Source organism: Pseudomonas nabeulensis (genome assembly GCF_004682045.1).
Taxonomy (GTDB): domain Bacteria; phylum Pseudomonadota; class Gammaproteobacteria; order Pseudomonadales; family Pseudomonadaceae; genus Aquipseudomonas; species Aquipseudomonas nabeulensis.
This window is the reverse complement of the sequence record NZ_QUZT01000032.1, coordinates 1-22,092: the sequence shown is the minus strand read 5'-3', so window position 1 is coordinate 22,092 and position 22,092 is coordinate 1. Positions and strand designations below refer to the sequence as shown.

Annotated in this window: 26 protein-coding genes; 15 read left to right on the top strand and 11 right to left on the bottom strand. The window is 58.6% G+C overall.

What is annotated here, in order from left to right:
* Nucleotides 1–94: 94 nt before the first annotated feature.
* On the top strand, nt 95–529 hold the full coding sequence (locus tag DYL61_RS17475) for a DoxX family protein (protein WP_135309358.1): 435 nt from the start codon (nt 95–97) through the stop codon (nt 527–529).
* Nucleotides 530–777: 248 nt separating this feature from the next.
* A complete protein-coding gene (locus tag DYL61_RS17470; protein WP_135309357.1) occupies nt 778–1,086 on the top strand; it encodes a class I SAM-dependent methyltransferase in 309 nt (102 codons plus the stop codon).
* Between the two features lie 4 nt (nt 1,087–1,090).
* Here DYL61_RS17470 and DYL61_RS17465 read toward each other — a convergent pair whose 3' ends face one another.
* Genes DYL61_RS17465 through DYL61_RS17455 form a run of 3 tightly spaced genes read right to left on the bottom strand, consistent with a single transcriptional unit; the run spans nt 1,091 to nt 4,488 of the window.
* Nucleotides 1,091–2,824 (bottom strand): Gldg family protein, encoded by a 1,734-nt coding sequence (locus DYL61_RS17465; RefSeq protein ID WP_135309356.1) that lies wholly within the window; start codon nt 2,822–2,824, stop codon nt 1,091–1,093.
* Nucleotides 2,825–2,839: 15 nt separating this feature from the next.
* A complete protein-coding gene (locus DYL61_RS17460) occupies nt 2,840–3,565 on the bottom strand; it encodes an ABC transporter permease (protein ID WP_135309355.1) in 726 nt (241 codons plus the stop codon).
* Nucleotides 3,562–4,488: an ATP-binding cassette domain-containing protein gene (locus DYL61_RS17455; protein ID WP_135309354.1), complete on the bottom strand. Its 927-nt coding sequence runs from the start codon at nt 4,486–4,488 to the stop codon at nt 3,562–3,564. The genes DYL61_RS17460 and DYL61_RS17455 overlap by 4 nt, the downstream gene beginning before the upstream one ends.
* A 279-nt stretch (nt 4,489–4,767) precedes the next feature.
* Between DYL61_RS17455 and DYL61_RS17450 the strand changes: the two genes are divergently transcribed.
* Together DYL61_RS17450 and greB are read left to right on the top strand one after the other, a co-directional pair.
* Nucleotides 4,768–5,754 (top strand): hypothetical protein, encoded by a 987-nt coding sequence (locus tag DYL61_RS17450; RefSeq protein WP_135309353.1) that lies wholly within the window; start codon nt 4,768–4,770, stop codon nt 5,752–5,754.
* A 112-nt stretch (nt 5,755–5,866) separates the two neighbouring features.
* On the top strand, nt 5,867–6,340 hold the full coding sequence (greB, locus tag DYL61_RS17445) for a transcription elongation factor GreB (RefSeq protein WP_135309352.1): 474 nt from the start codon (nt 5,867–5,869) through the stop codon (nt 6,338–6,340).
* Between the two features lie 45 nt (nt 6,341–6,385).
* Here greB and DYL61_RS17440 read toward each other — a convergent pair whose 3' ends face one another.
* Nucleotides 6,386–8,896, bottom strand: coding sequence for an ABC transporter permease (locus DYL61_RS17440; protein ID WP_135309351.1), 2,511 nt, complete (start codon nt 8,894–8,896; stop codon nt 6,386–6,388).
* Nucleotides 8,896–9,579 carry an ABC transporter ATP-binding protein gene (locus DYL61_RS17435; protein ID WP_135309350.1) on the bottom strand — a complete coding sequence of 228 codons (684 nt, stop codon included), beginning with the start codon at nt 9,577–9,579 and terminating at the stop codon, nt 8,896–8,898. Before DYL61_RS17435 ends, DYL61_RS17440 begins: the two co-directional genes overlap by 1 nt.
* Nucleotides 9,580–9,589: 10 nt before the next feature.
* Between DYL61_RS17435 and DYL61_RS17430 the strand changes: the two genes are divergently transcribed.
* From DYL61_RS17430 to DYL61_RS17420, 3 genes are all read left to right on the top strand, one after another.
* Entirely contained in the window at nt 9,590–10,195 is a 606-nt protein-coding gene (locus DYL61_RS17430) for an arylesterase (protein ID WP_167497977.1), read from the top strand.
* Nucleotides 10,196–10,253: 58 nt separating this feature from the next.
* Entirely contained in the window at nt 10,254–10,547 is a 294-nt protein-coding gene (locus DYL61_RS17425; protein WP_010211879.1) for a hypothetical protein, read from the top strand.
* 72 nt (nt 10,548–10,619) lie between these two features.
* Nucleotides 10,620–11,585 (top strand): L,D-transpeptidase family protein, encoded by a 966-nt coding sequence (locus tag DYL61_RS17420; RefSeq protein ID WP_135309348.1) that lies wholly within the window; start codon nt 10,620–10,622, stop codon nt 11,583–11,585.
* Nucleotides 11,586–11,804: 219 nt separating this feature from the next.
* Here DYL61_RS17420 and oprI read toward each other — a convergent pair whose 3' ends face one another.
* A complete protein-coding gene (gene oprI / locus DYL61_RS17415) occupies nt 11,805–12,056 on the bottom strand; it encodes an outer membrane lipoprotei OprI (RefSeq protein WP_003172710.1) in 252 nt (83 codons plus the stop codon).
* 612 nt (nt 12,057–12,668) lie between these two features.
* On the opposite strand from oprI, the gene DYL61_RS17410 reads away from it, so the two are divergent.
* The gene (locus tag DYL61_RS17410) at nt 12,669–12,950 is read left to right on the top strand and encodes a GNAT family N-acetyltransferase (RefSeq protein WP_003189869.1); all 282 of its coding nucleotides are present in this window, start codon (nt 12,669–12,671) and stop codon (nt 12,948–12,950) included.
* A 69-nt stretch (nt 12,951–13,019) separates the two neighbouring features.
* On the opposite strand, the gene DYL61_RS17405 is transcribed toward DYL61_RS17410, so the two are convergent.
* Both DYL61_RS17405 and DYL61_RS17400 read right to left on the bottom strand, forming a co-directional pair.
* Nucleotides 13,020–14,096 carry a 3-deoxy-7-phosphoheptulonate synthase gene (locus DYL61_RS17405; protein WP_105698485.1) on the bottom strand — a complete coding sequence of 359 codons (1,077 nt, stop codon included), beginning with the start codon at nt 14,094–14,096 and terminating at the stop codon, nt 13,020–13,022.
* A 131-nt stretch (nt 14,097–14,227) separates the two neighbouring features.
* Nucleotides 14,228–14,662: a PilZ domain-containing protein gene (locus tag DYL61_RS17400; RefSeq protein WP_135309347.1), complete on the bottom strand. Its 435-nt coding sequence runs from the start codon at nt 14,660–14,662 to the stop codon at nt 14,228–14,230.
* Between DYL61_RS17400 and DYL61_RS17395 the strand changes: the two genes are divergently transcribed.
* The 5 genes from DYL61_RS17395 to cysB all read left to right on the top strand — a co-directional run bounded on the left by DYL61_RS17395 (nt 14,661) and on the right by cysB (nt 18,574).
* A complete protein-coding gene (locus DYL61_RS17395) occupies nt 14,661–15,047 on the top strand; it encodes a YbbN family protein (protein WP_135309346.1) in 387 nt (128 codons plus the stop codon). The genes DYL61_RS17400 and DYL61_RS17395 overlap by 2 nt on opposite strands.
* Nucleotides 15,044–16,006 carry a putative 2-dehydropantoate 2-reductase gene (locus DYL61_RS17390; RefSeq protein ID WP_135309345.1) on the top strand — a complete coding sequence of 321 codons (963 nt, stop codon included), beginning with the start codon at nt 15,044–15,046 and terminating at the stop codon, nt 16,004–16,006. The genes DYL61_RS17395 and DYL61_RS17390 overlap by 4 nt, the downstream gene beginning before the upstream one ends.
* Before the next feature lie 17 nt (nt 16,007–16,023).
* Complete coding sequence (locus DYL61_RS17385) at nt 16,024–16,941, top strand: 5'-nucleotidase (protein ID WP_105698489.1); 918 nt, start codon at nt 16,024–16,026, stop codon at nt 16,939–16,941.
* A gap of 53 nt (nt 16,942–16,994) precedes the next feature.
* Nucleotides 16,995–17,495, top strand: a complete 501-nt coding sequence (locus tag DYL61_RS17380) for a universal stress protein (protein WP_135309344.1) — start codon at nt 16,995–16,997, stop codon at nt 17,493–17,495.
* A 104-nt stretch (nt 17,496–17,599) separates the two neighbouring features.
* On the top strand, nt 17,600–18,574 hold the full coding sequence (gene cysB / locus DYL61_RS17375; RefSeq protein ID WP_003189876.1) for an HTH-type transcriptional regulator CysB: 975 nt from the start codon (nt 17,600–17,602) through the stop codon (nt 18,572–18,574).
* A gap of 145 nt (nt 18,575–18,719) precedes the next feature.
* Here the strand turns inward: cysB and DYL61_RS17370 are convergent, their stop codons facing one another.
* Nucleotides 18,720–19,202, bottom strand: a complete 483-nt coding sequence (locus DYL61_RS17370; RefSeq protein ID WP_135309343.1) for a GreA/GreB family elongation factor — start codon at nt 19,200–19,202, stop codon at nt 18,720–18,722.
* A 5-nt stretch (nt 19,203–19,207) separates the two neighbouring features.
* Nucleotides 19,208–19,576, bottom strand: a complete 369-nt coding sequence (locus DYL61_RS17365) for a hypothetical protein (RefSeq protein ID WP_135309342.1) — start codon at nt 19,574–19,576, stop codon at nt 19,208–19,210.
* 132 nt (nt 19,577–19,708) lie between these two features.
* Here DYL61_RS17365 and earP point away from each other — a divergent pair, with 132 nt between their 5' ends.
* Nucleotides 19,709–20,836, top strand: a complete 1,128-nt coding sequence (gene earP / locus DYL61_RS17360; protein ID WP_135309341.1) for an elongation factor P maturation arginine rhamnosyltransferase EarP — start codon at nt 19,709–19,711, stop codon at nt 20,834–20,836.
* A 49-nt stretch (nt 20,837–20,885) separates the two neighbouring features.
* Nucleotides 20,886–21,458, top strand: coding sequence for an elongation factor P (locus DYL61_RS17355; protein WP_105698493.1), 573 nt, complete (start codon nt 20,886–20,888; stop codon nt 21,456–21,458).
* A gap of 67 nt (nt 21,459–21,525) precedes the next feature.
* On the opposite strand, the gene DYL61_RS17350 is transcribed toward DYL61_RS17355, so the two are convergent.
* Complete coding sequence (locus DYL61_RS17350; RefSeq protein ID WP_010176159.1) at nt 21,526–21,945, bottom strand: organic hydroperoxide resistance protein; 420 nt, start codon at nt 21,943–21,945, stop codon at nt 21,526–21,528.
* Nucleotides 21,946–22,092 lie beyond the last annotated feature (147 nt).

Genomic DNA, 22,092 nt, shown 5'->3' with positions numbered 1-22,092 from the left:
TCGATGTTAATAAGGCATTTTTTCGGCTTTTATCATTCTGAAATCTGATTAATATAGCGGCCAACCAACCCCTACTTTGAAAAGGATTATCACCATGAGCCCACTGATCAAAAACATCCTGTCCACCCGCGCCGGTTACGGCCTGACCCTTCTGCGCATTGTGGTCGGCATTATTTTCGCCGCTCACGGTTCGCAAAAACTGTTCGGCTGGTTTGGCGGCTACGGTCTGGCGGGCACTGCCCAGTGGATGGAAAGCATCGGCTTGGCGCCGGGCACGCTGATGGCGTTGCTGTCGGGCGGTACTGAATTCTTCGCCGGCCTTGCACTGATCATCGGCTTGCTGGCTCGTCCTGCGGCCTTGGGCCTGACCATTCTGTCGCTGGTGGCGATCTTCTCGGTGCATATCCATAACGGTCTGTTCATGGCCAACAACGGTTATGAGTTTGCATTGGCCCTGCTGGGCGGCTCGCTGGCAGTGCTGCTGGAAGGCGCGGGCAAACTGTCTGCCGACCGTGCCATCGCCAACTGATCGCTCTTTAAAACCTTCAAGAGGCCCGCCACGCGCGGGCCTTTTGCTGCTTGGGATTCTTGACACCACAGTAGCGGCTTCTCTAGGATGCCGCTCATGCGCCGATTTAAACAGCTAATTGCGGGGCGCCATGGGGACTGTTAACGGTCTCGACAGAAGCATTCACCTTGCTTCGAAATTCCGCTAAAGCGCTGGTTCGGTGTTGCCTCTCACCTGCCCGCAGACTTTTGAGGCAGAGACTCGACACGATGAATGCACTACGCCCCCTGATTCGCCTGGCCCCGATCACCGCGGACCTCACTCAACGCAATCCTAAAATCCTTCTGGGCGGCAAGCACCAGCCCACGCTATTGCGTTATCTGGATGGCTGGCCCCGTCGCACCGGCCGACCATCGGCGTTCCTGATCCAGTTTGTCGAAGACGGCGACTCCTTGGCCCGTTTTGCAAGTAACAGCTTTGATTTGGCGGTTGTCCAGGCCCCCCGCGCTTGCGATGCCGATGCAGTGATTCGTCACCTGACCCGCATTGCACGGCAGGGGCTGATTGCCCGGCGCTGAGTCATCACTGAAACAGGCTGCCGGCTCTCGAACGGCGCTTTAGCTGGCTGAGGAAGACCAGCCAACTGACCAGGCATAACGTCAGTGGGATGGCCAGGATCAACACCAGTTTTATCGATTGCTCCAAGCGATGTACCTGGGCGTACGCCTCGACTTGCAGGGCATGTAATTCCATGGGCAAGCGCAGGCGTTCCTTGTTGAGCGCTTGCAGTTGGGTTGTGGAGTCGACTGCCTGGGTTCCGAGCGGGACGCCCTGCGGGCTCAACAGTCGCCATTCTTGCTCGGTTTGTAACAGGCGCTGTTCCAGTTCAACAGCTTGTTCGCGATACGCCAGTTCTGCCGCGTTGCGCATTGTCTGCAGTGCCGTGGGTGACTTTTGCGCCACCGCCCGAGGCCGAATGCTGGCCAGTACATCCGGTGCGGAGAAGTTATCCAGCGTATTCAAGATAAACAGCGCGTTGCTGTCGGCAGCACCGTTGTTGAAGGTATCCGCCAGCAAGTCCGTATCAGCGACCACTACTACATGGATGTTCGCCGTTTTTTGCAGAGCAGGCGCCGTCCCTGCGAAACCTTCTGGAAATGCCGAGTGCCCAAGCCCTTCGATACGGGCGGCAATCACGTGGCGTTGTAGGGTGTCGGGCGATGGACCGGAAGCGGTCGCGTCGCTGAAGAGCGTCGTGTCTATCAGTGCAGATTGCACGGAGCTGTGCAGGAGCGGCGTGAAGGTCGTCTGGCTTTTTTTGTGAGGGAAAAGTGCACCGCTGCTGGAAACTGTCACGGTGTCCAATTTCCAGGTGCTGATATCGTGGGTGTTCATTGCCTGCCGGGGCAGGTTCAATACCGCCGGATGGCGCACCACAGGCTTCCCCGCGCCAGCAATAGCGGAGGCACCATACAGTTTGTCCACCAGTAACTTGTCCCTCGGCATGTGTATGCCCCACGCGGCCAGCAGTTCGTCCAACCGGCTGCTGAGTAAAGGGGTATCCGCGCCGATCTCGCTGACCGGGTCGATAAACGCGATCAATTTACCGCCTCTCAATACAAACTGTTCAACCGCGTACAGCGCTTGCTCCGACAGCGCCTGCGGATGTACGACCATGAGGGTTTTGATCTGCGCGGGCACGTACACGATGGTTGAATCCAGGGTGGCCAGGTCGAAGTGCCGGTGCAGCTCTTTCATCAATCTACCGGCCGACTCTTCCATTGGCACGCCCGGCAGCAACCCGACAACCGGGCGCTCAGGGTGCTGCAATTTGTAGATCAGGTGGCCGATTTCGTATTCAAGCAAGGGCTCTCGGTCGAGGTTGAACGATTCGATACGCTGCGCCCCCTGACCGGCGCGCGTGCCGATCAACCCCAGAAATCCGGCCTTGTCGTCAAGGCCAAACAGCTCGGCTTTGTAGGCATCCTCTGAAAAGGGTGCGGGCTCGATAATGTGCAGATTGATCATGCCTTTAGCCGCTTTTTCGTACTGCTTGAGCAGGTCCTCGATGCGTTTGCCATAGCGATTCAAGGCGTAGCTTCTCTCCGGGGCGTGGCTTGCGTTGAAGTAATACAAATCCAACGGGTGCTCCAATGACGTGAGCAATTGCCGGGCGGCGGGGGATAGGGTGTGCACGTTTTGTCGAGAAAAGTCCCACATCACATCGGGAAGCTTGGGTATCCATACCAGGTTAAACGCCAGGAACAGTAAGGCTATGACGGCGAGTGTCAGATAGGTACGCAGGGCGGAACGCATAGAGGGCCTCACATCTCAACTGTGTTTGTAGTTGAGCCTGACAATCGTTGCCGTGAGACAAGCAAGTATCATGCTAATAAAATACAGGCTGTCACTCAGTGTGAATTTGCCGTTGTCGATGGCGTTGAACCTCGAAAGTGGACTAAGAGACGTCAAACTGTCGATTGCCCAGATAGGGGCTTGGTGTTCTAGGGCATCCAAGACTGAAGAAAGTCCGCTGGCTGCAAGTAATAAGAATAATGTCAGGGAAAATATAACGGCACGCTGGCGCGCAAATGTACAAATCAAACACGCACACGACATATAACTGCCTGCCAACAGCCAGCTGGCGATGAATTGTGACGCGATGACGCCGTTGTCTGCGTCGCCCAGGTAGTTGGCAACGAGTATAAGCGGAAACATTAATATCAATGCCGTACCCGAAACTATCCAGGCGGCCATGAATTTTCCGATAACGAGTTCAGCCGTGGTGATGGGCAGTATCTTCACCAACTCAAGGAAACCGGCATCGGATTCGTCCGACCACAGCTGTGTTGCCAAGGCAGGTGTTAGTAATAAGTAAAGCCAGGGGTGCAGTTGGAAAAAAACCTGCAGATCGCCACTGTCTTGTTCCAGCCATGGGTTAATGTGCAACCCCAAGGCCGTAGACAGCCCCAGAGATAGGGCAACGCTAAGGTAGGTGGCAGGGGCGTAGGCGTAGCTGACGAGTTGGCGCTTGAGAATAATCGGCAGCAATTTCACGCAGGTGTCTCCCGGCTCAGTTGGTGAACCACCTCGTTCAAACGACCCGGCTCCAGGTACATTGAGTTTATTTTCCAGCGTCTGCTGGCGATGAGTGCGTTGATGTGCGAGTAGATCGTGTGTCCCGGCATGGCGAGGACGGTCACCGTTCCGGGCGCATGTCGATGTTCTTCTATGCCCGCTACCCCAGGAAGTACAGCCAGTGCCAGCAGGTCCAAGGGCGTGTCTGCCGTCAGCGTGACAGCCTGGTAGTGACGCGAGTCTCGTTGCAGATCGGGCAGTGGGGTGTCGGCCATGAGGCGGCCACCCGCGATAACCAATGCACGTGTGCAGAGTTCGGACAGTTCATCGCAATCACGGGAGGCAATGATCACGGTCATTTCCTGCCTCAGGGTCTCTATGAGCTTTTTCAGGCCATGTTTCTCATCTGGTGTAAAACCCTTGCTTGGCTCATTCAACAGGAGCAGGGCCGGATCGTGAAGAATGGCTTGGGCAATCGAAATCTTGCGTTTAAAACCAATGGAAAGGGCGTCAAGGGGAGCGTTCAGAACCGGCTGTAACTCCATGCGAGTAACGGTATGCTCGACCCGTGCGCGTTTTTCCATGCCATGGAACCCGCGAACTTCAGCGATAAAGTGAAGGAACTCTTTGACGGACATCTTTGGGGGGGCGAGGTCTTGGTCCAATTGGTATCCAACAGACTTCCTGGCTTTTAAGGGGTGGGTCTGTGTGTTGAACCCCTCGATGGTGACATGACCGCTAGACGGAAGTGTCGAGCCGGACATCAGGTACAAGAGTGCCGTCTTGGCTATAGAGTCTTCACCAAATAGCCCTAGGCATTCGTGGTGTTGAGCACTGAATGAAACGTCGTTGATGATTTTTCGAGTGCCCTGACATTTAATTAGATTGATTATTTCGATCATTTTCTTACTGAGTTAAGTCGGGCGTTGTGTTTGAGTGTGAGCGATTTCTCAAACGCTCACGCGCTGTAGCGCTCAGCCACTGTCTGGCGACGTAGTGGGAAAAAAGAGTACGGTCAAAGTTAAATTTTTGGAACGCTCTCGTGTGTAATAGAGACATTTCCTACGTGCAGGTTTGGTCGGAGCTGAAATAATTAATTTAAGTTTTTCGATCTTTTTCGATAGAAATTTTATGCGGTATTTATATAGCCTCCCGCACTTTATATTGAGAGCCGAGCAACCATGATGCTTCTACGTACCCTTGTTCTTGAACGCGATGGCCAGGATGCGCCAGTCAATGGTGCATTGCTCTGCGGGTTTGCGGTTGGCCAGATCGCCTCCAACTTTCTAGTGTATAGCCTGGATGAGGAAGTCGAGCCGGGGAGTTCCAGGGTCTATATCGCAGCGTTACGCAAAAAGCCTGATCGCTATTTTCTGGGGGCTGTCGAGTCGAAGGAAGACTTGCAGGTTGCCATGGGTGTTTTCAAACAAATCCTGATGTTGGCGGCGTCGGGCGCCAAGGCCGGTGGTGTAGCCGATGGCCAGGTTGCCTATCATTTTGTCGACTTGAAAGGGTGTAGCTTGCCACCTGCCAGGCCCGAGGATCACCACTCGGTCATCATCAAAAAAGCCTTGGTGATGAAAGTGATTTCCCTGGGTATGTCCGCTCCCGCGCTGCCCGCAATCGAAAGCGCAGCATTGATCGTACCCTCGATTCGTTTTTCGTCTCAAATGAGCTCGCTTCCCAGGGTATCGAGCCCACCCGAACCGGTTCAATTGCCTGTAGATGAACCGCTTGTTGAAGAGCCACAAAACGTTTCTGTCGAACCGCCTTTGGTGACGTTGCAGGTTGCACCTGTTGCATCGAGTGTGCTGGAAGTATCGCCACCACCAGAACTCCCTGCACCGGCGGAGCAAAATGCCTTGTTTGAGGTGGACAGCACGCTGAGCAGCCTCGCTCGAGTCGCTCAGGATCTGAGTCAGCAGAAACTCGCGATAACTGAACGGGAGGTGGCCCTTGAGCAATGGCAGGTCCGATTGCAGCAGCAACAGAACCACTTGGACGAGCGAGCCGGGGAGTTGGAGCAGCGCGCCACCGAACTGTATGACCAGTCGATGGCGCTCAACCAGAAGGCCGAAGCGATAAAAGGCATGGTGTCGCAGGTGTCGACGATGCGCCAGAGCCTGCGGAGTATGTTGCATGACCTGGATTTGGCGTTGGAGAGCTGACGGGTCTGGCTAGTTTCCTGGGTTCATTTATCATCAATGCCTGCCGGCCGATCGCAGGGTACAAACCTTGTATGCATCGGTGCCAATGGACATTGCCAGGGGACGCAAGCGTTTGAGTACCAAGCTGATAACCAAAGAAGGTCATGAGGCGCTGAAAAAGGAGCTGGATTACCTCTGGCGAGAGAAGCGCCCTGACACCACCCGTAAGGTGACTTGGGCGGCCTCATTGGGGGACCGCAGCGAAAACGCCGATTACCAGTACAACAAAAAGCTGCTGCGCGAGATTGATCGACGCGTGCGTTACCTGCGCAAACGCCTGGAAGACATGCGCGTAGTGGAGTACATGCCCGAGCAGGAAGGCAAAGTATTTTTTGGCGCCTGGGTCGAGATCGAAAACGAGCAGGGCGAGACCAAGCGTTTTCGAATAGTGGGCTACGACGAGATTTATGATCGGATGGACTACATCTCCATCGATTCACCGATGGCTCGTGCGCTTCTGCGCAAAGAAGTGGACGACGAGGCCATCGTGCAGACCCCGGGTGGTGAAGTGTGCTGGTGGATTACCGGCATCGAGTACGTGAAGTAAGCCATGCGGGCCCGCCTCCAATCAGGAGTGCGGGCCCGCTTCGTTTCAGCCTTCGCGCAATACGGTCAGTGGGCTGGCATTCAACGCTCGGCGCGTGCCAAACACTCCGGCACCACCGATCAGTACGGCACCGATCAATGGCAACAGCAGTAGCCACGGGTGAGGGTGCCAGGCCAGGTCAAACGCGTAGCGGTACAACACGAAGGTCACCAGCTCGGTTCCAAGCGCCGCCAACAAGCCGCTGACGGCACCCAGCAAACCGAACTCGATGCGCCGGGCCTTGACCAGCAGCTTGCGCTCGGCGCCCAGTGCACGCAGCAACGCCCCCTGGCGGATACGTTCGTCCAGTGTGGCTTGCAGCCCTGAGAACAACACCGCCATCCCCGCTGCGAGCACAAACAGCAGCACATATTCCACCGCCAACGTCACTTGGGCGAGGATGCTGCGCAACTGCTCCAGCAGTGCCTCGACCTGCAGGATGGTCACCGCCGGGAACGCCCGCGACAGATCGACGATCTGCTGGTCATGGCCTGGAGCCAGGTAGAAGCTGGTCAGGTACGTCGCCGGCAGGTCCTTCAAGGTGCCCGGTTGGAAAATCATGAAGAAGTTGGGCTGGAAGTTATCCCAGTTGATGGTTCGCAGGCTGGTCACCCGCGCTTCGCGATTTTCTCCGCCCACCGTGAACACCAAGTGGTCGTTGAGCTTGAGCTTGAGGCTTTCCGCTACCTTGGCTTCTACCGACACGCCTGGAACTTCATCGGTGGGCTGCTGCGACCACCACGAACCGGCCGTCAGGGCATTGCCCGGCGGCAGATCGGCGGCCCAGGTCAGGCTCAGGTCACGTTGTACGGCGCGGTCACCGCTGGAGTCCTTGCTGACAATCTCCTGAACCGGCTCGCCATTGATGCTGATCAGACGGCCCGGCACTACGGGGTACAAGGGCGCCGATTGTGCCTGCACTTCCAACAGGCGGGCGCCAAAGGCGTCCTTGTCGGCCGGCAGGATGTTCAGGGCAAAATAGTTGGGGGCATCCTTGGGCAATTGGTTCTGCCAAGTGTCGAGCAACTCGCCACGCAGCAGCGCGATCAAACCCATGGACAGCAGGATCAAGCCAAACGCCAGGGACTGCCCGGCGGCGGCCAATGGATGGCGTAGCAGTTGGCCCAGGCCCAGGCGCCACGGCAGGGATGCACGGGCGAGCAAGCGTCGAAGGCTCTGCAACAGTAGCAGGAGCAGGCCGCCGAGGATCAGCGCCGCCACCACGCCGCCGCCGAGTAAGGCGAAGGTCAGCACCAGATCGAGGCTAAGACGCCACATGATCAGGCCTAGCGCGAACAGCGCCGCACCGTAGACCATCCAGGTGCTGGACGGGATCGGCAGCAGGTCGCGACGCAATACCCGCAGCGGTGGTACCCGGCCCAGTGCGGCCAGGGGAGGCAAAGCGAAACCAGCGAGAGCGACCAGTCCAGTACCGATCCCGGCAACGGCCGGTAGCAGCCCACCTGGAGGAACGTCTGCCGGTAGCAGGTCGTGCAAGAAATAGAACAAGCCAAATTGCGCCAGCCAGCCGAGCAGGGCGCCAGCCAGGCTTGCCAATAGCCCCAGTACGCTCAGCTGCAGGCTGAACAGCAACATGGCTTCGCGTCGCGAGAGACCCAGGCAACGCAACAACGCACTGGCATCGAAACGGCGGGTAGCGAAACGGTTCGCCGACAACGCCACGGCCACGCCGGCCAGCAGTACCGCCACCAGGCTGGCCATGTTCAGATAACGTTCGGCCTTGCCCAGCGCGCCGCCGATCTGTTGGTTGCCGTCGCGTGAGTCTTGCAGGCGCTGGTTCGCGGCGAGGCCTGGCTTGATCAAGTCACGGTAGGTTTGCAGTACGGTGCTGCCCTGGGGGCCGCGCCATAGTTCGCGGTAGCTGACCCGGCTGCCGGGCTGGACCACGCCGGTGGCATCCAGGTCGGCCAGGTTGATCATCACCCGTGGTGTAAGGCTGTAGAAATTACCGGCGCGGTCTGGTTCATAGGTGAGGACACGAGCCAGACGCAGAGTCTTCATGCCCACATCGATGCTGTCGCCGACCTTGAGGTCCAACGCCGTCAGCAGGCGCGCTTCCACCCAGGCCTCGCCGGCCTTGGGTCCGCCGCCTGGTGTTTCTTCACCAAAGGGCGCAGCGGCGCTTTTCAGCTCACCCCGCAGTGGGTATTGCTCGTTCACGGCCTTGATGCTGGAAAGCTGGATACCATTATCGGTGGCGATGACGCTGGAAAACTCCACCACGCGGGCGTGATCCAGGCCCAGTTCGGTGCCGGATTTGATTTGTTCGGGCCGGGCCGGCGAGCTGCCCTCCAACACCAGGTCGGCGCCGAGGAACTCGGTGGCGCGCAACAGCATGGCGCCGTTCAGGCGCGCACCGAAGTACCCGATGGCCGTGCTGGCAGCCACGGCCACCAGCAGGGCGAAGAACAGCACGCGCAATTCACCGGCGCGGGCATCGCGCAGCAATTGACGCATGGCAAGGCTGAACAGGCGCAACAGCGGCAAACGTGCCATCAAGGCTCCAGGGGCGCGACCATCAGGCCGGCTTCAAGGCGGATCAGGCGTCGGCAACGGTGGGCCAGGCGCTCGTCGTGGGTGACCAGCACCAGGGTCGTGCCGCTCTCTTTATTGAGTTCGAACAGCAGGTCGCTGATGCGCTCGCCGGTGTGGCTGTCGAGGTTGCCGGTGGGTTCGTCGGCAAACAGCACGTCTGGCTCTGCGGCGAAAGCGCGGGCAATGGCCACTCGTTGTTGTTCGCCACCCGAAAGCTGGCGTGGCGAGTGAGTCAGGCGCTGGCCCAGGCCCACGCGTTCCAGCAGGTGCCGGGCGCGCTCGCGGGCGTCTTTGCGACCGTCCAGCTCAAGTGGCAGCATGACGTTTTCCAAGGCATTGAGGCTGTCGAGCAGTTGGAATGACTGGAACACAAAGCCTACGTGCTCGGCCCGGATGCGCGCGCGCTGGTCTTCGTCGAGGGTGCTCAGGGCCTGGCCGGCCAGGGTGACTTCGCCGCTGCTGGGCAGGTCAAGGCCAGCCAGCAGGCCGAGGAGGGTGGATTTGCCGGAACCGGAGCTGCCGACGATAGCCAGGCTATCACCCTTGTTCAGTTCCAGGCTCAGTTCGTGCAGGATAGTCAGTTCACCTTCCGCGCTGGGAACCACTTTGCTAAGGTTCCGCGCGGTGAGAATGCGTGCGCCCATGGAGAATCCGATGCGAATGTGGTTTTTGAGTGCTGGCCTGGCCTTGATGTGCATGGCCCAGAACGCAGCGGCGGGTACAGTCCTGATCGTTGGGGATAGTATCAGTGCCGGTTTCGGCCTGGATACCCGCAAAGGGTGGGTGGCCCTGCTGGAACAACGGCTCAAGGCTGAGGGTTTCGACGATAAAGTGGTCAATGCCTCCATCAGTGGCGACACCAGTGCCGGAGGCCTGGCGCGGCTGCCGGCGGCGCTTGTAGAGCATAAGCCGGACGTAGTGGTGATCGAGTTGGGTGGCAATGATGGCCTGCGTGGCCAGCCTCCAGCGCAATTGAAACAAAATCTTGCTTCGATGATTGATCGCTCCAAGGCCATTGGCGCCAAGGTCTTGTTGTTGGGCATGCAATTGCCGCCCAACTATGGCCCGCGCTACACCAACGCATTTGCCGAGGTCTACGGCACCCTGGCCAAGGAGAAAGAGGTGCCGTTGGTGCCGTTTTTCCTCGATGGCGTCGGCGGTCACCCGGAGATGATGCAGGCGGACCAACTGCACCCGGCGGTCGGTGCCCAGGGCAAGTTGCTGGAAAATGTCTGGCCGACGCTAAAACCGCTGCTATGACGCTTTTCTACCGGCAGGCTTTCGGCTAAGGTGGCGCCCCCCCGATTTGGAGCCCCTGATGTCGCGTCCTGCCTGGTCCCTGTTTAACTACCAACTGATCGAGCCGGACGAGCAGCTGGATCTGTTCGCCTGCCAGGAAGTGCGGGTGCATCTGGTTGCGCGTCAATTGGAACTGGGCGGCTCCATCGATCGCACGCTGTGTGGCACGCTGTTGCCTGCGCAGCCCCGTTGGTCACGGGTTGATCGTTCGATCTTCCAGGACCAGCGCCTCTGCCCGTTGTGCCGGGCGATCCTCGAATCCCAGAAGCGTGGCACGCCGCCGATCTGGCCGGAATTGCGTTTCGAGTTGTAGGGGCAGCTAGAAGCCTGCTTCACGTATACAATCGTTTTTTACCTACCCGTCGTTCTGCGAAGGATTTTCCGGATGTTGTCGCGCCTTTCCGTCGTCACCTGCTGCCTGTCTCTCGCTGCACTCTGTGGGGCGGGCTCTGCGTCTGCCTTGCAGTTGCCCTTGCCACCACCGGGTGAAGACATCGTCGGCCAGGTCCAGGTGATCAAGGCCAAGTACGAAGACACCTTCGCCGACCTGGGCACCACCTATGACCTGGGCTACTCCGAGATGGTCGCGGCCAACCCGGGCGTGGATGCCTGGTTGCCGGGTGCGGGCACCGAGATCGTGCTGCCGACGCGCTTCATCCTGCCGCCGGGGCCACGTGAAGGCATCGTGATCAACCTTGCGGAATACCGGCTCTACTACTATCCCAAGGGCCAGAATGTGGTCTACACCTTCCCGTTGGGGATTGGACGTGAGGGCTGGGGTTCGCCTATCGCCCACACCAGCATTATCGCCAAGACGCCGAACCCGACCTGGACCCCGCCGGCCTCGATCAAGGCCGAGCACGCCGCCAACGGTGACCCGCTGCCCAACGTGGTGCCAGCCGGCCCGGACAACCCGCTGGGCCCGTTCAAGTTCACCTTGGGCACGCCGGGCTACCTGATACACGGTTCCAACATGAAGTTCGGGATCGGCACGCGCACCAGCCACGGTTGCTTCCGGATGTTCAACAACAACGTGCTGGAAATGGCTGGCATGGTGCCTGTAGGAACGTCGGTGCGCATCATCAATGATGCCTACAAGTTCGGCAGCAGCGGCGGCAAGGTTTACCTTGAAGCGCACACGCCCTTGAATGACGACGGCACGCCGTCGGTGGTCGACAAGCACACGGCGGTCATCAACGCCTTGCTCAAGCGTGAGGACCTGGCCAATAACTTGCGGGTTAACTGGGATCAGGTACGGGATGTGGTCGCGGCTGAAGACGGCCTGCCGACCGAGATTGGTGTACCAGGCGCAGCGCCGGTCGCCGCCAGCACTCCGATCGATCCCTTGTAGTGAGCGGGCTTGTCCCGCGCTGGGTGGCGAAGCCGCCCCAAATCCATCCATCTCGGTCTTACTGAAATACCTCGGTGCCTGAGTTTAGGGTGGCTTCGCCACCCAGCGCGGGACAAGCCCGCTCGCCACAGAAGCAATCCCTGGTTTGTGTTCTTAAATCCGGGCAATAAAAAAGCCGACCCATAAATGGATCGGCTTGATAACAACCCCGAGGGATTATTACTTGCGGCTAGCTTTTTCAAGCATACGCAGAGCGCGCTCGTTAGCTTCGTCAGCAGTCTGTTGTGCTTTTTGAGCAGCAGCCAGAGCTTCATCAGCTTTACGGTAGGCTTCGTCTGCACGAGCCTGGGAGCGAGCTGCTGCGTCTTCAGTTGCAGTCAGACGTGCTTCGGTTTCTTTGGAGACGCTGCTGCAACCGGTAGCCAGAACTGCGGCCAGAGCCAGTGCAGAGAATTTCAGAACGTTGTTCATCGTGTTCCCCTTCAAGGACTTTCTATTAAGTGGCTACTTGCTCAACGTGAGCTAACAGCCGGCGTACATACTACCCATTACTTGTAGTAAGTAAACTGACGTAGCGCAAGAAGCAAAAAAAATTCTCACGCTGAATCTATTTTGGCTAACCTTTTGGAGGTTTGTATAAAAACCGTCCAATTTTTTTCAAACAGGCAAAAGTATCACCTAGCCTGAAAGGTCCGGCCCGCATGTGTCGAGCCCTGTAAGCCGGTGGAATTTTATATATCCACGCTGACACTTTCGTTCAGCTTGGGTTTGGCGCACCCTGCATCTTTTGCGCATGTAGAGGTGACTTTAAGAGCGCCTGTTCGTCATAAGGTTCAACTGCCGGCAATGTTCAGGCTTTCGATCACTGGTTGATCGAGGCCCTTTCTATATCCACCCACGGCAGGGGATGACGAGTGCGCCTTGAGCAAATGCAGGATCGGTGCCTACTATTTCCCTACGTGCAGGTGTGAGCGCTCAAGGTTTTCTCGTTGTCGAAACCGGCACGGGGTGGCGTAGATGTTCCTTCGCCGGAAAAACATCGGTAAGGTAGGGGTCAGAAACCAAGACCCGCGAGGAGTAGTGATGAGCGAGGCGTTGTCCATCCACCATGACCAGGCTGGTCATCAGTTCGAGACCAATGTGGACGGTCATCGTGCCTATCTGACCTATATGGACCTTGGTAAACAGACCCTGGATATCTATCGGACCTTCGTGCCCAACGCACTGCGGGGCCGGGGTATCGCGGCGGCACTGACCGAGGAAGCCTTGAAGTTCGCCGAAGAGGCCGGCTACACGGTGATCCCGTCCTGCTCCTATGTGGAGCGCTACATGGAGCGTCACCAGCGCCATGCCGCGAAGCTGTAAGGCATAAAAACAGCAGTATGAAAAACGCCGGGCTTAGCCCGGCGTTTTTGTGTGCGCAGTTCGACAGGGTCAGCTGCGTTTGCGCTTCGGCAATACGTCCTTGAGCTTGGCGTGCATGCTGCGCAGGGTGTTTTCGGTGGCTGCCCAGTCGATGCAGGCATCGGTGATCGACACGCCGTACTGCAAGTCGGCCAGGTCTTTTGGAATCGCCTGGCAGCCCCAGTTCAGGTGGCTCTCGACCATCAAGCCGATAATCGACTGGTTGCCTTCCAGGATCTGGTTGGCGACGTTTTCCATCACCAGCGGTTGCAGGGCCGGGTCCTTGTTGGAGTTGGCGTGGCTGCAGTCGACCATGATGTTCGGCTTGATCTTGGCCTTGTTCAATGCCTGTTCGCACAGGGCGACGCTGACCGAATCATAGTTAGGCTTGCCGTTGCCACCGCGCAGCACCACGTGACCATAGGCATTGCCCTTGGTGGTGACAATGGAGACGCCACCTTCCTGGTTGATACCCAGGAAGCGGTGCGGGCTGGAGACCGACTGCAGGGCGTTGATCGCCACGGTCAGGCCGCCGTCTGTGCCGTTCTTGAAGCCGACGGCCGACGACAGGCCGGACGCCATTTCGCGGTGGGTCTGGGATTCGGTAGTGCGCGCGCCAATCGCCGACCAGCTGATCAGGTCCTGCAGGTACTGCGGGGAAATCGGGTCGAGGGCTTCGGTTGCGGTGGGCAGGCCCATCTCCGCCAAGTCCAGCAGCAACTGACGGCCAATGTGCAAACCGTCTTGGATCTTGAACGAGTCGTCCAGGTACGGGTCGTTGATCAAGCCTTTCCAGCCGACGGTGGTACGCGGTTTCTCGAAATAGACGCGCATCACCAGATACAGGGTGTCCGACACTTCTGCCGCCAGCACCTTGAGGCGCTCGGCGTATTCGTGTGCCGCCTTGAGGTCGTGGATCGAGCAAGGCCCGATGACGACGAACAGGCGGTGGTCGGTGCCGTCGAGAATGTCACGGATGACTTCGCGGCCCTTGGTCACGGTCTGCAGGGCAGCCTCGCTCAAAGGGATTTCGCGCTTGAGCTGATCGGGTGTGATCAGCGTCTCGTTGGATTCGACGTTTAGGTCATTGATCGGTAAATCAGCCATCGTGTTACTCGTCAGGGTCACGGGTGCCGGCCGCCAGCCATCCCCGTGCGGCGGAGCACAGCATGATTTGAATGCAGGGGGGAGGAACCTTAGCGCGTAACACGGGCCCGCGACAATGGGCAAAACCCGCTTTAATCCAGCGCTGGCGCCACAAATGCCTCGTGGGAGAACTCGACGGCATGGCGCGATACCCACTCGCGAGCCAGGGCTTCAAGTTGCTGGGGCGTCGGTTCGGCGTCTTCGTGCTGGCGGCAATAGCGTTCAATCCGGCATGCTTGTTCACCCATGCGCGCACCGAACAGTGCATGTTCATCGGTAAACGAGATGCCGATGCGATAGCCGTCTTCGACCTTACGGCACCAGGCCACATAGCCTGGATAACGGGCGCTGGCGCCCAGCGAAGGGATATGCAGATCAACCGCCGTACCCTGGCGCCAGGCACGCGGCCAGTTACAGGCAATGCCGCCAAGGCCGGAAGTGAGCAGGCGTTGGCGCGGGATGGCAGGGGTGGGACGTTGGATTAACTCGACAGCGACATCATCAGGGTGAGGTAAAAAACGACCCATGTACACGGACTCCGAGCACCGTCCAGTTGACGGCGGCAGCAGCAGTATAGTGAAGGAACTGGAATTGACCGACCTGGATATTGACCAGCAGTTGCTGGGATTGCCAGGTATTTCGTTGGTGGTGTTTACCAGCGTCGGTTGTTCCAGCTGTCGTTGGGCGCGCCAGCAACTGCCGGGTTGGCGGCTACCGGTGGACCGGGTGTGCTGGGTGGATGCCGGGCACAACGGCGGCGCGGTCGAACGCTACCAGATCTTTCATTTGCCCGCGTTGTTCGTGGTGTGCGAGGGTCAGTTTCTTGGGCAAATACAGACACGTCTTACGCTCACTGACCTTACCGAAGGCGTAAAACAGGCGCTCACCCGGATACCAGAGGATTTGCCATGACAGCAGTTGCTCCCCAGTCGCCACGCATTGGCATCATCGGCACCGGCGCCATCGGTGGTTTCTACGGCCTGATGCTGGCGCGCGCCGGCTTCGATGTGCATTTCCTGTTGCGCAGCGAATACGCGGCGGTCAGTGAGCATGGCTTGCATGTGAACAGCGTGGTGCATGGCCCCTTGCACCTGCATCCGGTGCAGGCTTATGCCCACGCTGCGGATATGCCGCCGTGCGATTGGTTGCTGGTGGGCACCAAATCCACGGGTAACGTAGAACTGGCTCCCACTATCGCCCAAGTCGCAGCACCGGATGCCAAGGTGATATTGCTGCAGAACGGCCTGGATGTTGAAGACAGCCTGCGCGAACACCTGCCAGCGTCGCTGCATCTGCTGGGTGGGCTGTGCTATATCGGCGTGCATCGCTCCGCACCTGGCGTGGTCGAGCATCAGGCTCTGGGCCGGGTCAACCTGGGCTATCACAGCGGTACCGCGGCCGATGATGAGGACCAGCAGCGAGCGATTGTCGAAGCTGGCGCCGCGCTGTTCCATGAGGCCGGCATCGAGTCACAGGCCATGGCCAGTGTGCATGTGGCGCGTTGGCACAAGTTGGTGTGGAACGTGCCGTATAACGGGCTCTCGGTGTTGTTGGGGGCTGGCACCACCGCAATGATGGCCGATGAATCCAGTCGCGAACTGATCCAGGCCTTGATGGCTGAAGTGGTGCAGGGCGCCCACGCCTGTGGCCATGAAATTCCCGCGCGTTACGCCGAGCAGATGTTTGCCATGACCGAAACCATGGACGATTACCTGCCGAGCATGTACCACGACCATATTCACAAACGCCCGCTGGAGCTGCAGGCGATCTACGCGCGACCTTTAGCCGCCGCCCGGGCCGCTGGTTGTGAACTGCCGCGTATGCAGGCGCTGTTTCAGGCTTTGAGTTTTATTGATCGGCACAACCGCTGATTGGGAGGGGGCACACCATGGCAAAGGGACTGGGCGACAAACTGGTGCTGGCGATTTCGTCGCGGGCCCTGTTCGACCTGAGCGACAGCCACAAGGTCTACCTGGCCCAAGGCGTCGAGGCCTACCGCAAATACCAGATCGAGCACGAGGAAGAAATCCTCGAGCCCGGCGACGCGTTTCCGCTGGTCAAGAAGCTGCTGAGCCTCAACGCCAGCCTGGGACGGGCTCGGGTCGAAGTGGTGTTGGTGTCGCGTAACAGTGCTGACACCGGCTTGCGCGTGTTCAATTCGATCCAGTCTTACGGCCTGGATATTTCCCGCGCCGCGTTCGTTGGCGGGCGTAGTCCCTATCCTTATTTGGCCGCCTTTGGTTGCCATCTGTTTCTTTCGACCCATGCCGAGGATGTGCGCAGTGCCCTCGATGCTGGCTTCGCGGCGGCGACGATTTTGTCCGGCGGCGCGCGCCGGGCGTCCAGCGAGGAGCTGCGAATTGCCTTTGACGGTGACGCAGTATTGTTCTCCGACGAGTCCGAGCGTGTGTACCAGGCTGGAGGGCTGGAAGCGTTCCAGGCCAGCGAGCGCGAATCGGCACGTCAACCTTTGCACGGTGGCCCGTTCAAAGGCTTCCTGGCGGCACTCAACCTGTTGCAACGTGAGTTTCCGGACGAGGCGTGCCCGATCCGCACCGCATTGGTGACCGCCCGTTCGGCGCCATCCCACGAGCGGGTGATTCGCACGCTGCGCGAGTGGGATATCCGGCTGGACGAGTCGCTGTTTCTCGGTGGCCTGGAGAAGTCGGCGTTTCTTGAGGCTTTCGCCGCCGATGTGTTTTTCGATGACCAGGCCGGTCATTGCGAGAAGGCCAGGGAGGTAGTGGCCACCGGGCATGTGCCCCATGGCATCAGTAACGAGATAAGGGTTCAGTCCGAGAGCTGAAGTCGCTGCTAAGCTCAGTTCATCTCCGCCATCCTGGCAGTCCAGGAGGTTCTATGATTCGTTCGATGTTGTACGCCACGGACCTGGGTCTGTATGCGCCTTATGTGATGCAACATGCACTGGCGCTGGCGCGAACGTTCAAGGCGGACTTGTATGTGATTCACGTGGTCGAGCCCATCGGGTTGTTCGCCGAATCGGTGTTGCAGAGCTACCTTGATGAGAAGGCCTTGAATGAGTGGCAGAGCCAGGGGCTGACCACGGTCATGGCAACGATCGAGCAAAAGGTGCTGGACAACTTTCGTGAAGAGTTGGGGGATGCCGAGGACGACTTGAAATTGATCCGCTCGGTGCGAGTGATCCAGGGGGATCCGTGCGCGGTGATTCTCGACCAACTGCAAAAACTTTCCGTCGATCTGCTGATCGTAGGTAGCCATAGCCATGCAACGTCGGCGACCACTCCGCTTGGGCGCACCGCAGCACGGGTGTTGCAGTTGTCTACCGTGCCGGTTTACCTGGTGCCTTCGTTACAGCGTCGACGCAGTGATGACGTGTGATGGGTAAAAAACGATAAAAAGTTCTAGATTTATCTGTCAGACCTTTAATATAGTTATATACCGTCGCTGATACCCGTGGCGTCTATTTGCTTTGAGGGACACATATGAAGCTTCAACAACTGCGCTACATCTGGGAAGTGGCGCACCACGACCTCAACGTTTCCGCTACCGCTCAAAGCCTCTACACCTCGCAACCCGGTATCAGCAAGCAGATCCGCCTGCTCGAAGACGAGCTGGGTGTCGAAGTATTCGCCCGCAGCGGCAAGCACCTGACGCGTGTGACCCCGGCCGGTGAACGCATCATCACCACCGCTGGTGAGATCCTGCGCAAAGTCGAAAGCATCAAGCAGATCGCCCAGGAGTTCTCCAACGAGAAAAAGGGCACGCTGTCCATCGCCACCACCCACACCCAGGCGCGTTATGCATTGCCGCCGGTGATCCGCGATTTCATCAAGCAGTATCCGGATGTTGCACTACACATGCACCAGGGTTCGCCGATGCAGATCGCCGAGATGGCCGCTGATGGCACCGTGGATTTCGCCATTGCTACCGAAGCCCTGGAGCTGTTCGGTGACTTGGTGATGATGCCGTGCTATCGCTGGAACCGTTGCGTGGTGGTGCCGCAGGGTCATCCGCTGGCCAAGCTGCCGAAGCTGACTCTGGAAGCCTTGGCCGAATACCCGATCGTGACTTACGTCTTCGGCTTTACCGGCCGTTCCAAGCTCGACGAGGCGTTCAGCCACCGTGGCCTCACACCGAAAGTGGTATTCACCGCCGCCGACGCCGACGTGATCAAGACCTATGTGCGCCTGGGTTTGGGCGTGGGGATCGTCGCCAAGATGGCGGTGGACACCAACCTCGACAAAGACCTGGTCGTGCTCGACGCCAGCGAGTTGTTCGAGTCCAGCGTCACCAAGATCGGCTTCCGTCGCGGCACCTTCCTGCGTGGCTTCATGTGCGACTTTATCGAAAAGTTTGCGCCGCACCTGACGCGCGAAGTCATGGCCAAGGCGATCCAGTGCCATAACAAGCAAGAACTGGAAGAGCTGTTTGACGGCGTAGAGTTGCCCGTTCACTGACACCGCAATAGTGGTAAGCATGCACTTGTGTGGCGAGGGAGCTTGCTCCCGCTCGGGTGCGCAGCGCCCGCATGTTTTCAGGGCCGCTTCGCAGCCCAGCGGGAGCAAGCTCCCTCGCCACATCGAGCGTGTTGCGTAAAGTGGCTTATTTGGCCTCGGTAACCGTAAACAGTTGCCGAGCGCCCGCCACCAGAATCTCCACCTCATCCCCTTCGAACTTGCCCAGCAAGCCCTTGCCCAACGGTGAGCGCGGGGTGATGACGGTCACCGGTTGCCCCACCACATCGACCTTCAAGCCTGCCGCGTCCGGCGCCAGGAACAACCACTGCTGGCGACCGTTCTCGTCTTCCAGGCCCAGTAGCGCGCCAACTTCTATCCCACGCTGATCATCGTACGCCCGCAATTGCAGGTTCTGGCAGAGCGCCAGCGCCTGCTTGATTTCCTCGACGCGTTTGGCTTGGCCGGCGGCGAGATATGAAGCTTCCAACCCCAGGGTGTCGTATTTGTTTTCCGCGATATTTTCTTCGTGGGTCGCGGTTTCATAGGCGGTCTGCGCAGCGCGTTGCGCGATGTCGAGGTCGACGCTGAGCTTTTCCAGGACCAGCAGGTGCACGGCGTGTTTATTCATGGTCATCAATCGCAGAATTGCAGGACATTGGTCCGGGTCTTTTCGTTGGGAGCGTTCTGGTCTTGTTGCAGCCAGAACTGGCATTTGGGGTTGGACAGGTTGCGCGCGTTGTTGCGAGCCTGGTCCAGGGTTTGTTGCTGTTCCTGCTTCTGCAGGTTCTGCTGGTATTGCTCGAACAGGCGGTTCGGTGGTTCAGGTGCCACAACCACCGGTTTGCCCAGTTGCTCAACCGCCTGGGCTACCGGCGCCAGGCTTTGCGGGAAGAGGTAGCGCGACGCCAGCCAAGTGGTCAGCGCAATGGCAATAAACCCCAGCCACACGCCCAGGGCGATGGCAATACAGAGCTTGAGCAGCGACAACGGACGATCAGACATGATGGCCTCCTGGCAGGCATTTGCAGCGTGGCGGCGATTGTCGCACAGCCGCTGTGCAGAATAATCGCGATCAAGCCTTCTGCATCGGCGCATTTATGCGGACAATCGAGCCTTTGAGTGTGGGAGCCCGGAATGAAAGCCCGCTGGGATATTTTTTGCAGCGTCGTCGACAACTTCGGCGACATCGGCGTGACCTGGCGCCTGGCCCGGCAATTGGTGGCGGAGCATGGCTGTGAGGTGCGCTTGTGGGTCGATGATCTGCGCGCCTTTGAACGGATGTGCCCAGAAATCGATGTGCAGTTGGACCAGCAATGGCAAGAAGGCGTCGAAGTGCGGCATTGGCCGTCTGAGTGGATGGGCGCAACCGCCGCGGATGTAGTGATTGCCGCGTTTGCCTGCCAACTGCCGCCGGACTATATGGAAGCCATGGCCGAACGCAGGCCCTTGTGGATGAACCTGGATTACCTGAGCGCCGAAGAGTGGGTGGTAGGGTGTCACCGTTTGCCGTCGGTGAAGTTCAAGGGCGTACAGAAGTATTTCTTCTTTCCGGGTTTCCGTCCGGGCACGGGCGGATTATTGCGCGAGGCGGGGTTGTTGGAGGCGCGTCGGGCGTTTCAGCAGGATGGCGCTGCGCAGCGACAATTCTTGCAGACCCTGGGTGTGTTTCCCGCTGACGGTGCGCAGTTGATCTCGTTATTTGCCTACGAAAACGCCGGGCTCGCCGGTTGGCTGGACGTGTTATCGACGGACGGGCGTGCCACTCATCTGTTGGTCCCGGAGGGGCGCATCCTCGGTGACGTGCAGCGCTGGCTCGGTGCCGAAGGGCTGGTGGCGGGGGATGTTCACGTGCGCGGGGCGCTGACCGTGCAGGTGTTGCCATTCGTGCGGCAGGAACAATATGACCGCCTGCTGTGGTGCTGCGACTTCAACGCGGTGCGTGGCGAGGACTCATTCGTACGTGCCCAGTGGGCGGGCAGGCCGCTGTTGTGGCACATCTACCGGCAGGACGAAGACATCCACCTCGACAAGCTCGATGCGTTTCTGGAGCTCTACACCGCCGCGTTATCCCCGGCTGCGAGGGCTGCGCTGATCGCGCTGTGGCAAGCCTGGAATACGGATGGCGATATGGGCCAGGCGTGGAAAATGCTGCTGGAGCACTGGCCCGAGCTGAACCAGCACGCCGAAAACTGGTGTCTGGAACAGGCCTTGCAGGCCGATCTTGCGACGGCGCTGGTGAACTTTCATGAAAGTTGGATATGATACGCGACCTTGAATTTTGTAAATCCCATCCAAATTTCGGATATTCGTAATGAAAACTGGTAAAGAACTGAAACCCGGTACCGTGATCCGTATCGACAACGACCCTTGGTTGGTTCAGAAAGCTGAGTTCACCAAGTCTGGTCGTAACAGCGCAATCATGAAGACCAAGCTGAAGAACCTGCTGACCGGTTACAAGACCGAAACCGTTTACAGCGCCGACGACAAGCTGGACGACGTGATCCTCGACCGCAAAGAAGCGACCCTGTCCTTCATCAGCGGCGACACCTACACGTTCATGGACACCACCGACTACACCATGTACGAACTGAACGCTGAAGACATCGAAGCCGTTCTGCCGTTCATCGAAGAAGGCATGACCGACGTCTGCGAAGCCGTATTCTTCGAAGAGCGTCTGGTTTCCGTAGAGCTGCCAACCACTATCGTGCGTAAGGTTGCCTACACCGAAGGTTCCGCTCGCGGCGACACTTCGGGCAAGGTCATGAAGCCTGCCAAGCTGGCTAACGGCACCGAGCTGCAAGTGGCTGACTTCATCGAAATCGACGACATGATCGAGATCGACACCCGCGAAGGCGGTTCGTACAAAGGCCGCGCCAAGAAGTAATTCTGGCTTCGCCGATACGAAAAAAACCCGACTCTAGAGTCGGGTTTTTTTATGGGAGTCTGTTTGATCAGACGGTTACATGCAGGCGTACATCGACATTGCCGCGGGTGGCGTTGGAGTACGGGCAGACTTGGTGAGCCGCGTCGACCAGGCTTTGCGCGTCGTCCTGGGCGAGGCCCGGCAGGCTGATGTGCAGGTCGATGTCCAGGCCAAAACCGCCGGGGATTTGACCGATACCCACGTGGGCAGTGATCGAAGCGTCATCCGGGATTTTGCGCTTGGTCTGGCTGGCGACGAATTTCAGCGCGCCGATAAAGCAGGCCGAGTAGCCGGCGGCGAACAGTTGCTCAGGGTTGGTAGCCTGGCCACCAGCGCCGCCGAGTTCTTTGGGGGTGGAGAGTTTGACGTCGAGGATGTTGTCGCTGGAAACCGCACGACCATCACGGCCGCCGGTTGCGGTAGCTACTGCTGTGTAGAGAGTTTGCATGGTGTGGTCCTCTTGGTATGTAGTGCTAAATGTTTGTGCGCTAAGTAGTTGGTGAAGTGAATGTATAGCGCTAATGTTTAGCGCGCAAGATAAATTTATAAAATTTTTCTCTGGATACGAAAAACCAATGTGGGAGGGGGCAAGCCC

Coding starts and splice junctions, on each gene's coding strand:
- DYL61_RS17475 (WP_135309358.1), top strand. CDS start 95: ATGAGCCCACTGATCAAAAACATCCTGTCCACCCGCGCCGGTTACGGC.
- DYL61_RS17470 (WP_135309357.1), top strand. CDS start 778: ATGAATGCACTACGCCCCCTGATTCGCCTGGCCCCGATCACCGCGGAC.
- DYL61_RS17465 (WP_135309356.1), bottom strand. CDS start 2,824: ATGCGTTCCGCCCTGCGTACCTATCTGACACTCGCCGTCATAGCCTTA.
- DYL61_RS17455 (WP_135309354.1), bottom strand. CDS start 4,488: ATGATCGAAATAATCAATCTAATTAAATGTCAGGGCACTCGAAAAATC.
- DYL61_RS17450 (WP_135309353.1), top strand. CDS start 4,768: ATGATGCTTCTACGTACCCTTGTTCTTGAACGCGATGGCCAGGATGCG.
- DYL61_RS17440 (WP_135309351.1), bottom strand. CDS start 8,896: ATGGCACGTTTGCCGCTGTTGCGCCTGTTCAGCCTTGCCATGCGTCAA.
- DYL61_RS17435 (WP_135309350.1), bottom strand. CDS start 9,579: ATGGGCGCACGCATTCTCACCGCGCGGAACCTTAGCAAAGTGGTTCCC.
- DYL61_RS17430 (WP_167497977.1), top strand. CDS start 9,590: ATGCGAATGTGGTTTTTGAGTGCTGGCCTGGCCTTGATGTGCATGGCC.
- DYL61_RS17425 (WP_010211879.1), top strand. CDS start 10,254: ATGTCGCGTCCTGCCTGGTCCCTGTTTAACTACCAACTGATCGAGCCG.
- DYL61_RS17420 (WP_135309348.1), top strand. CDS start 10,620: ATGTTGTCGCGCCTTTCCGTCGTCACCTGCTGCCTGTCTCTCGCTGCA.
- oprI (WP_003172710.1), bottom strand. CDS start 12,056: ATGAACAACGTTCTGAAATTCTCTGCACTGGCTCTGGCCGCAGTTCTG.
- DYL61_RS17410 (WP_003189869.1), top strand. CDS start 12,669: ATGAGCGAGGCGTTGTCCATCCACCATGACCAGGCTGGTCATCAGTTC.
- DYL61_RS17405 (WP_105698485.1), bottom strand. CDS start 14,096: ATGGCTGATTTACCGATCAATGACCTAAACGTCGAATCCAACGAGACG.
- DYL61_RS17395 (WP_135309346.1), top strand. CDS start 14,661: ATGTACACGGACTCCGAGCACCGTCCAGTTGACGGCGGCAGCAGCAGT.
- DYL61_RS17400 (WP_135309347.1), bottom strand. CDS start 14,662: ATGGGTCGTTTTTTACCTCACCCTGATGATGTCGCTGTCGAGTTAATC.
- DYL61_RS17390 (WP_135309345.1), top strand. CDS start 15,044: ATGACAGCAGTTGCTCCCCAGTCGCCACGCATTGGCATCATCGGCACC.
- DYL61_RS17385 (WP_105698489.1), top strand. CDS start 16,024: ATGGCAAAGGGACTGGGCGACAAACTGGTGCTGGCGATTTCGTCGCGG.
- DYL61_RS17380 (WP_135309344.1), top strand. CDS start 16,995: ATGATTCGTTCGATGTTGTACGCCACGGACCTGGGTCTGTATGCGCCT.
- cysB (WP_003189876.1), top strand. CDS start 17,600: ATGAAGCTTCAACAACTGCGCTACATCTGGGAAGTGGCGCACCACGAC.
- DYL61_RS17370 (WP_135309343.1), bottom strand. CDS start 19,202: ATGAATAAACACGCCGTGCACCTGCTGGTCCTGGAAAAGCTCAGCGTC.
- DYL61_RS17365 (WP_135309342.1), bottom strand. CDS start 19,576: ATGTCTGATCGTCCGTTGTCGCTGCTCAAGCTCTGTATTGCCATCGCC.
- earP (WP_135309341.1), top strand. CDS start 19,709: ATGAAAGCCCGCTGGGATATTTTTTGCAGCGTCGTCGACAACTTCGGC.
- DYL61_RS17355 (WP_105698493.1), top strand. CDS start 20,886: ATGAAAACTGGTAAAGAACTGAAACCCGGTACCGTGATCCGTATCGAC.
- DYL61_RS17350 (WP_010176159.1), bottom strand. CDS start 21,945: ATGCAAACTCTCTACACAGCAGTAGCTACCGCAACCGGCGGCCGTGAT.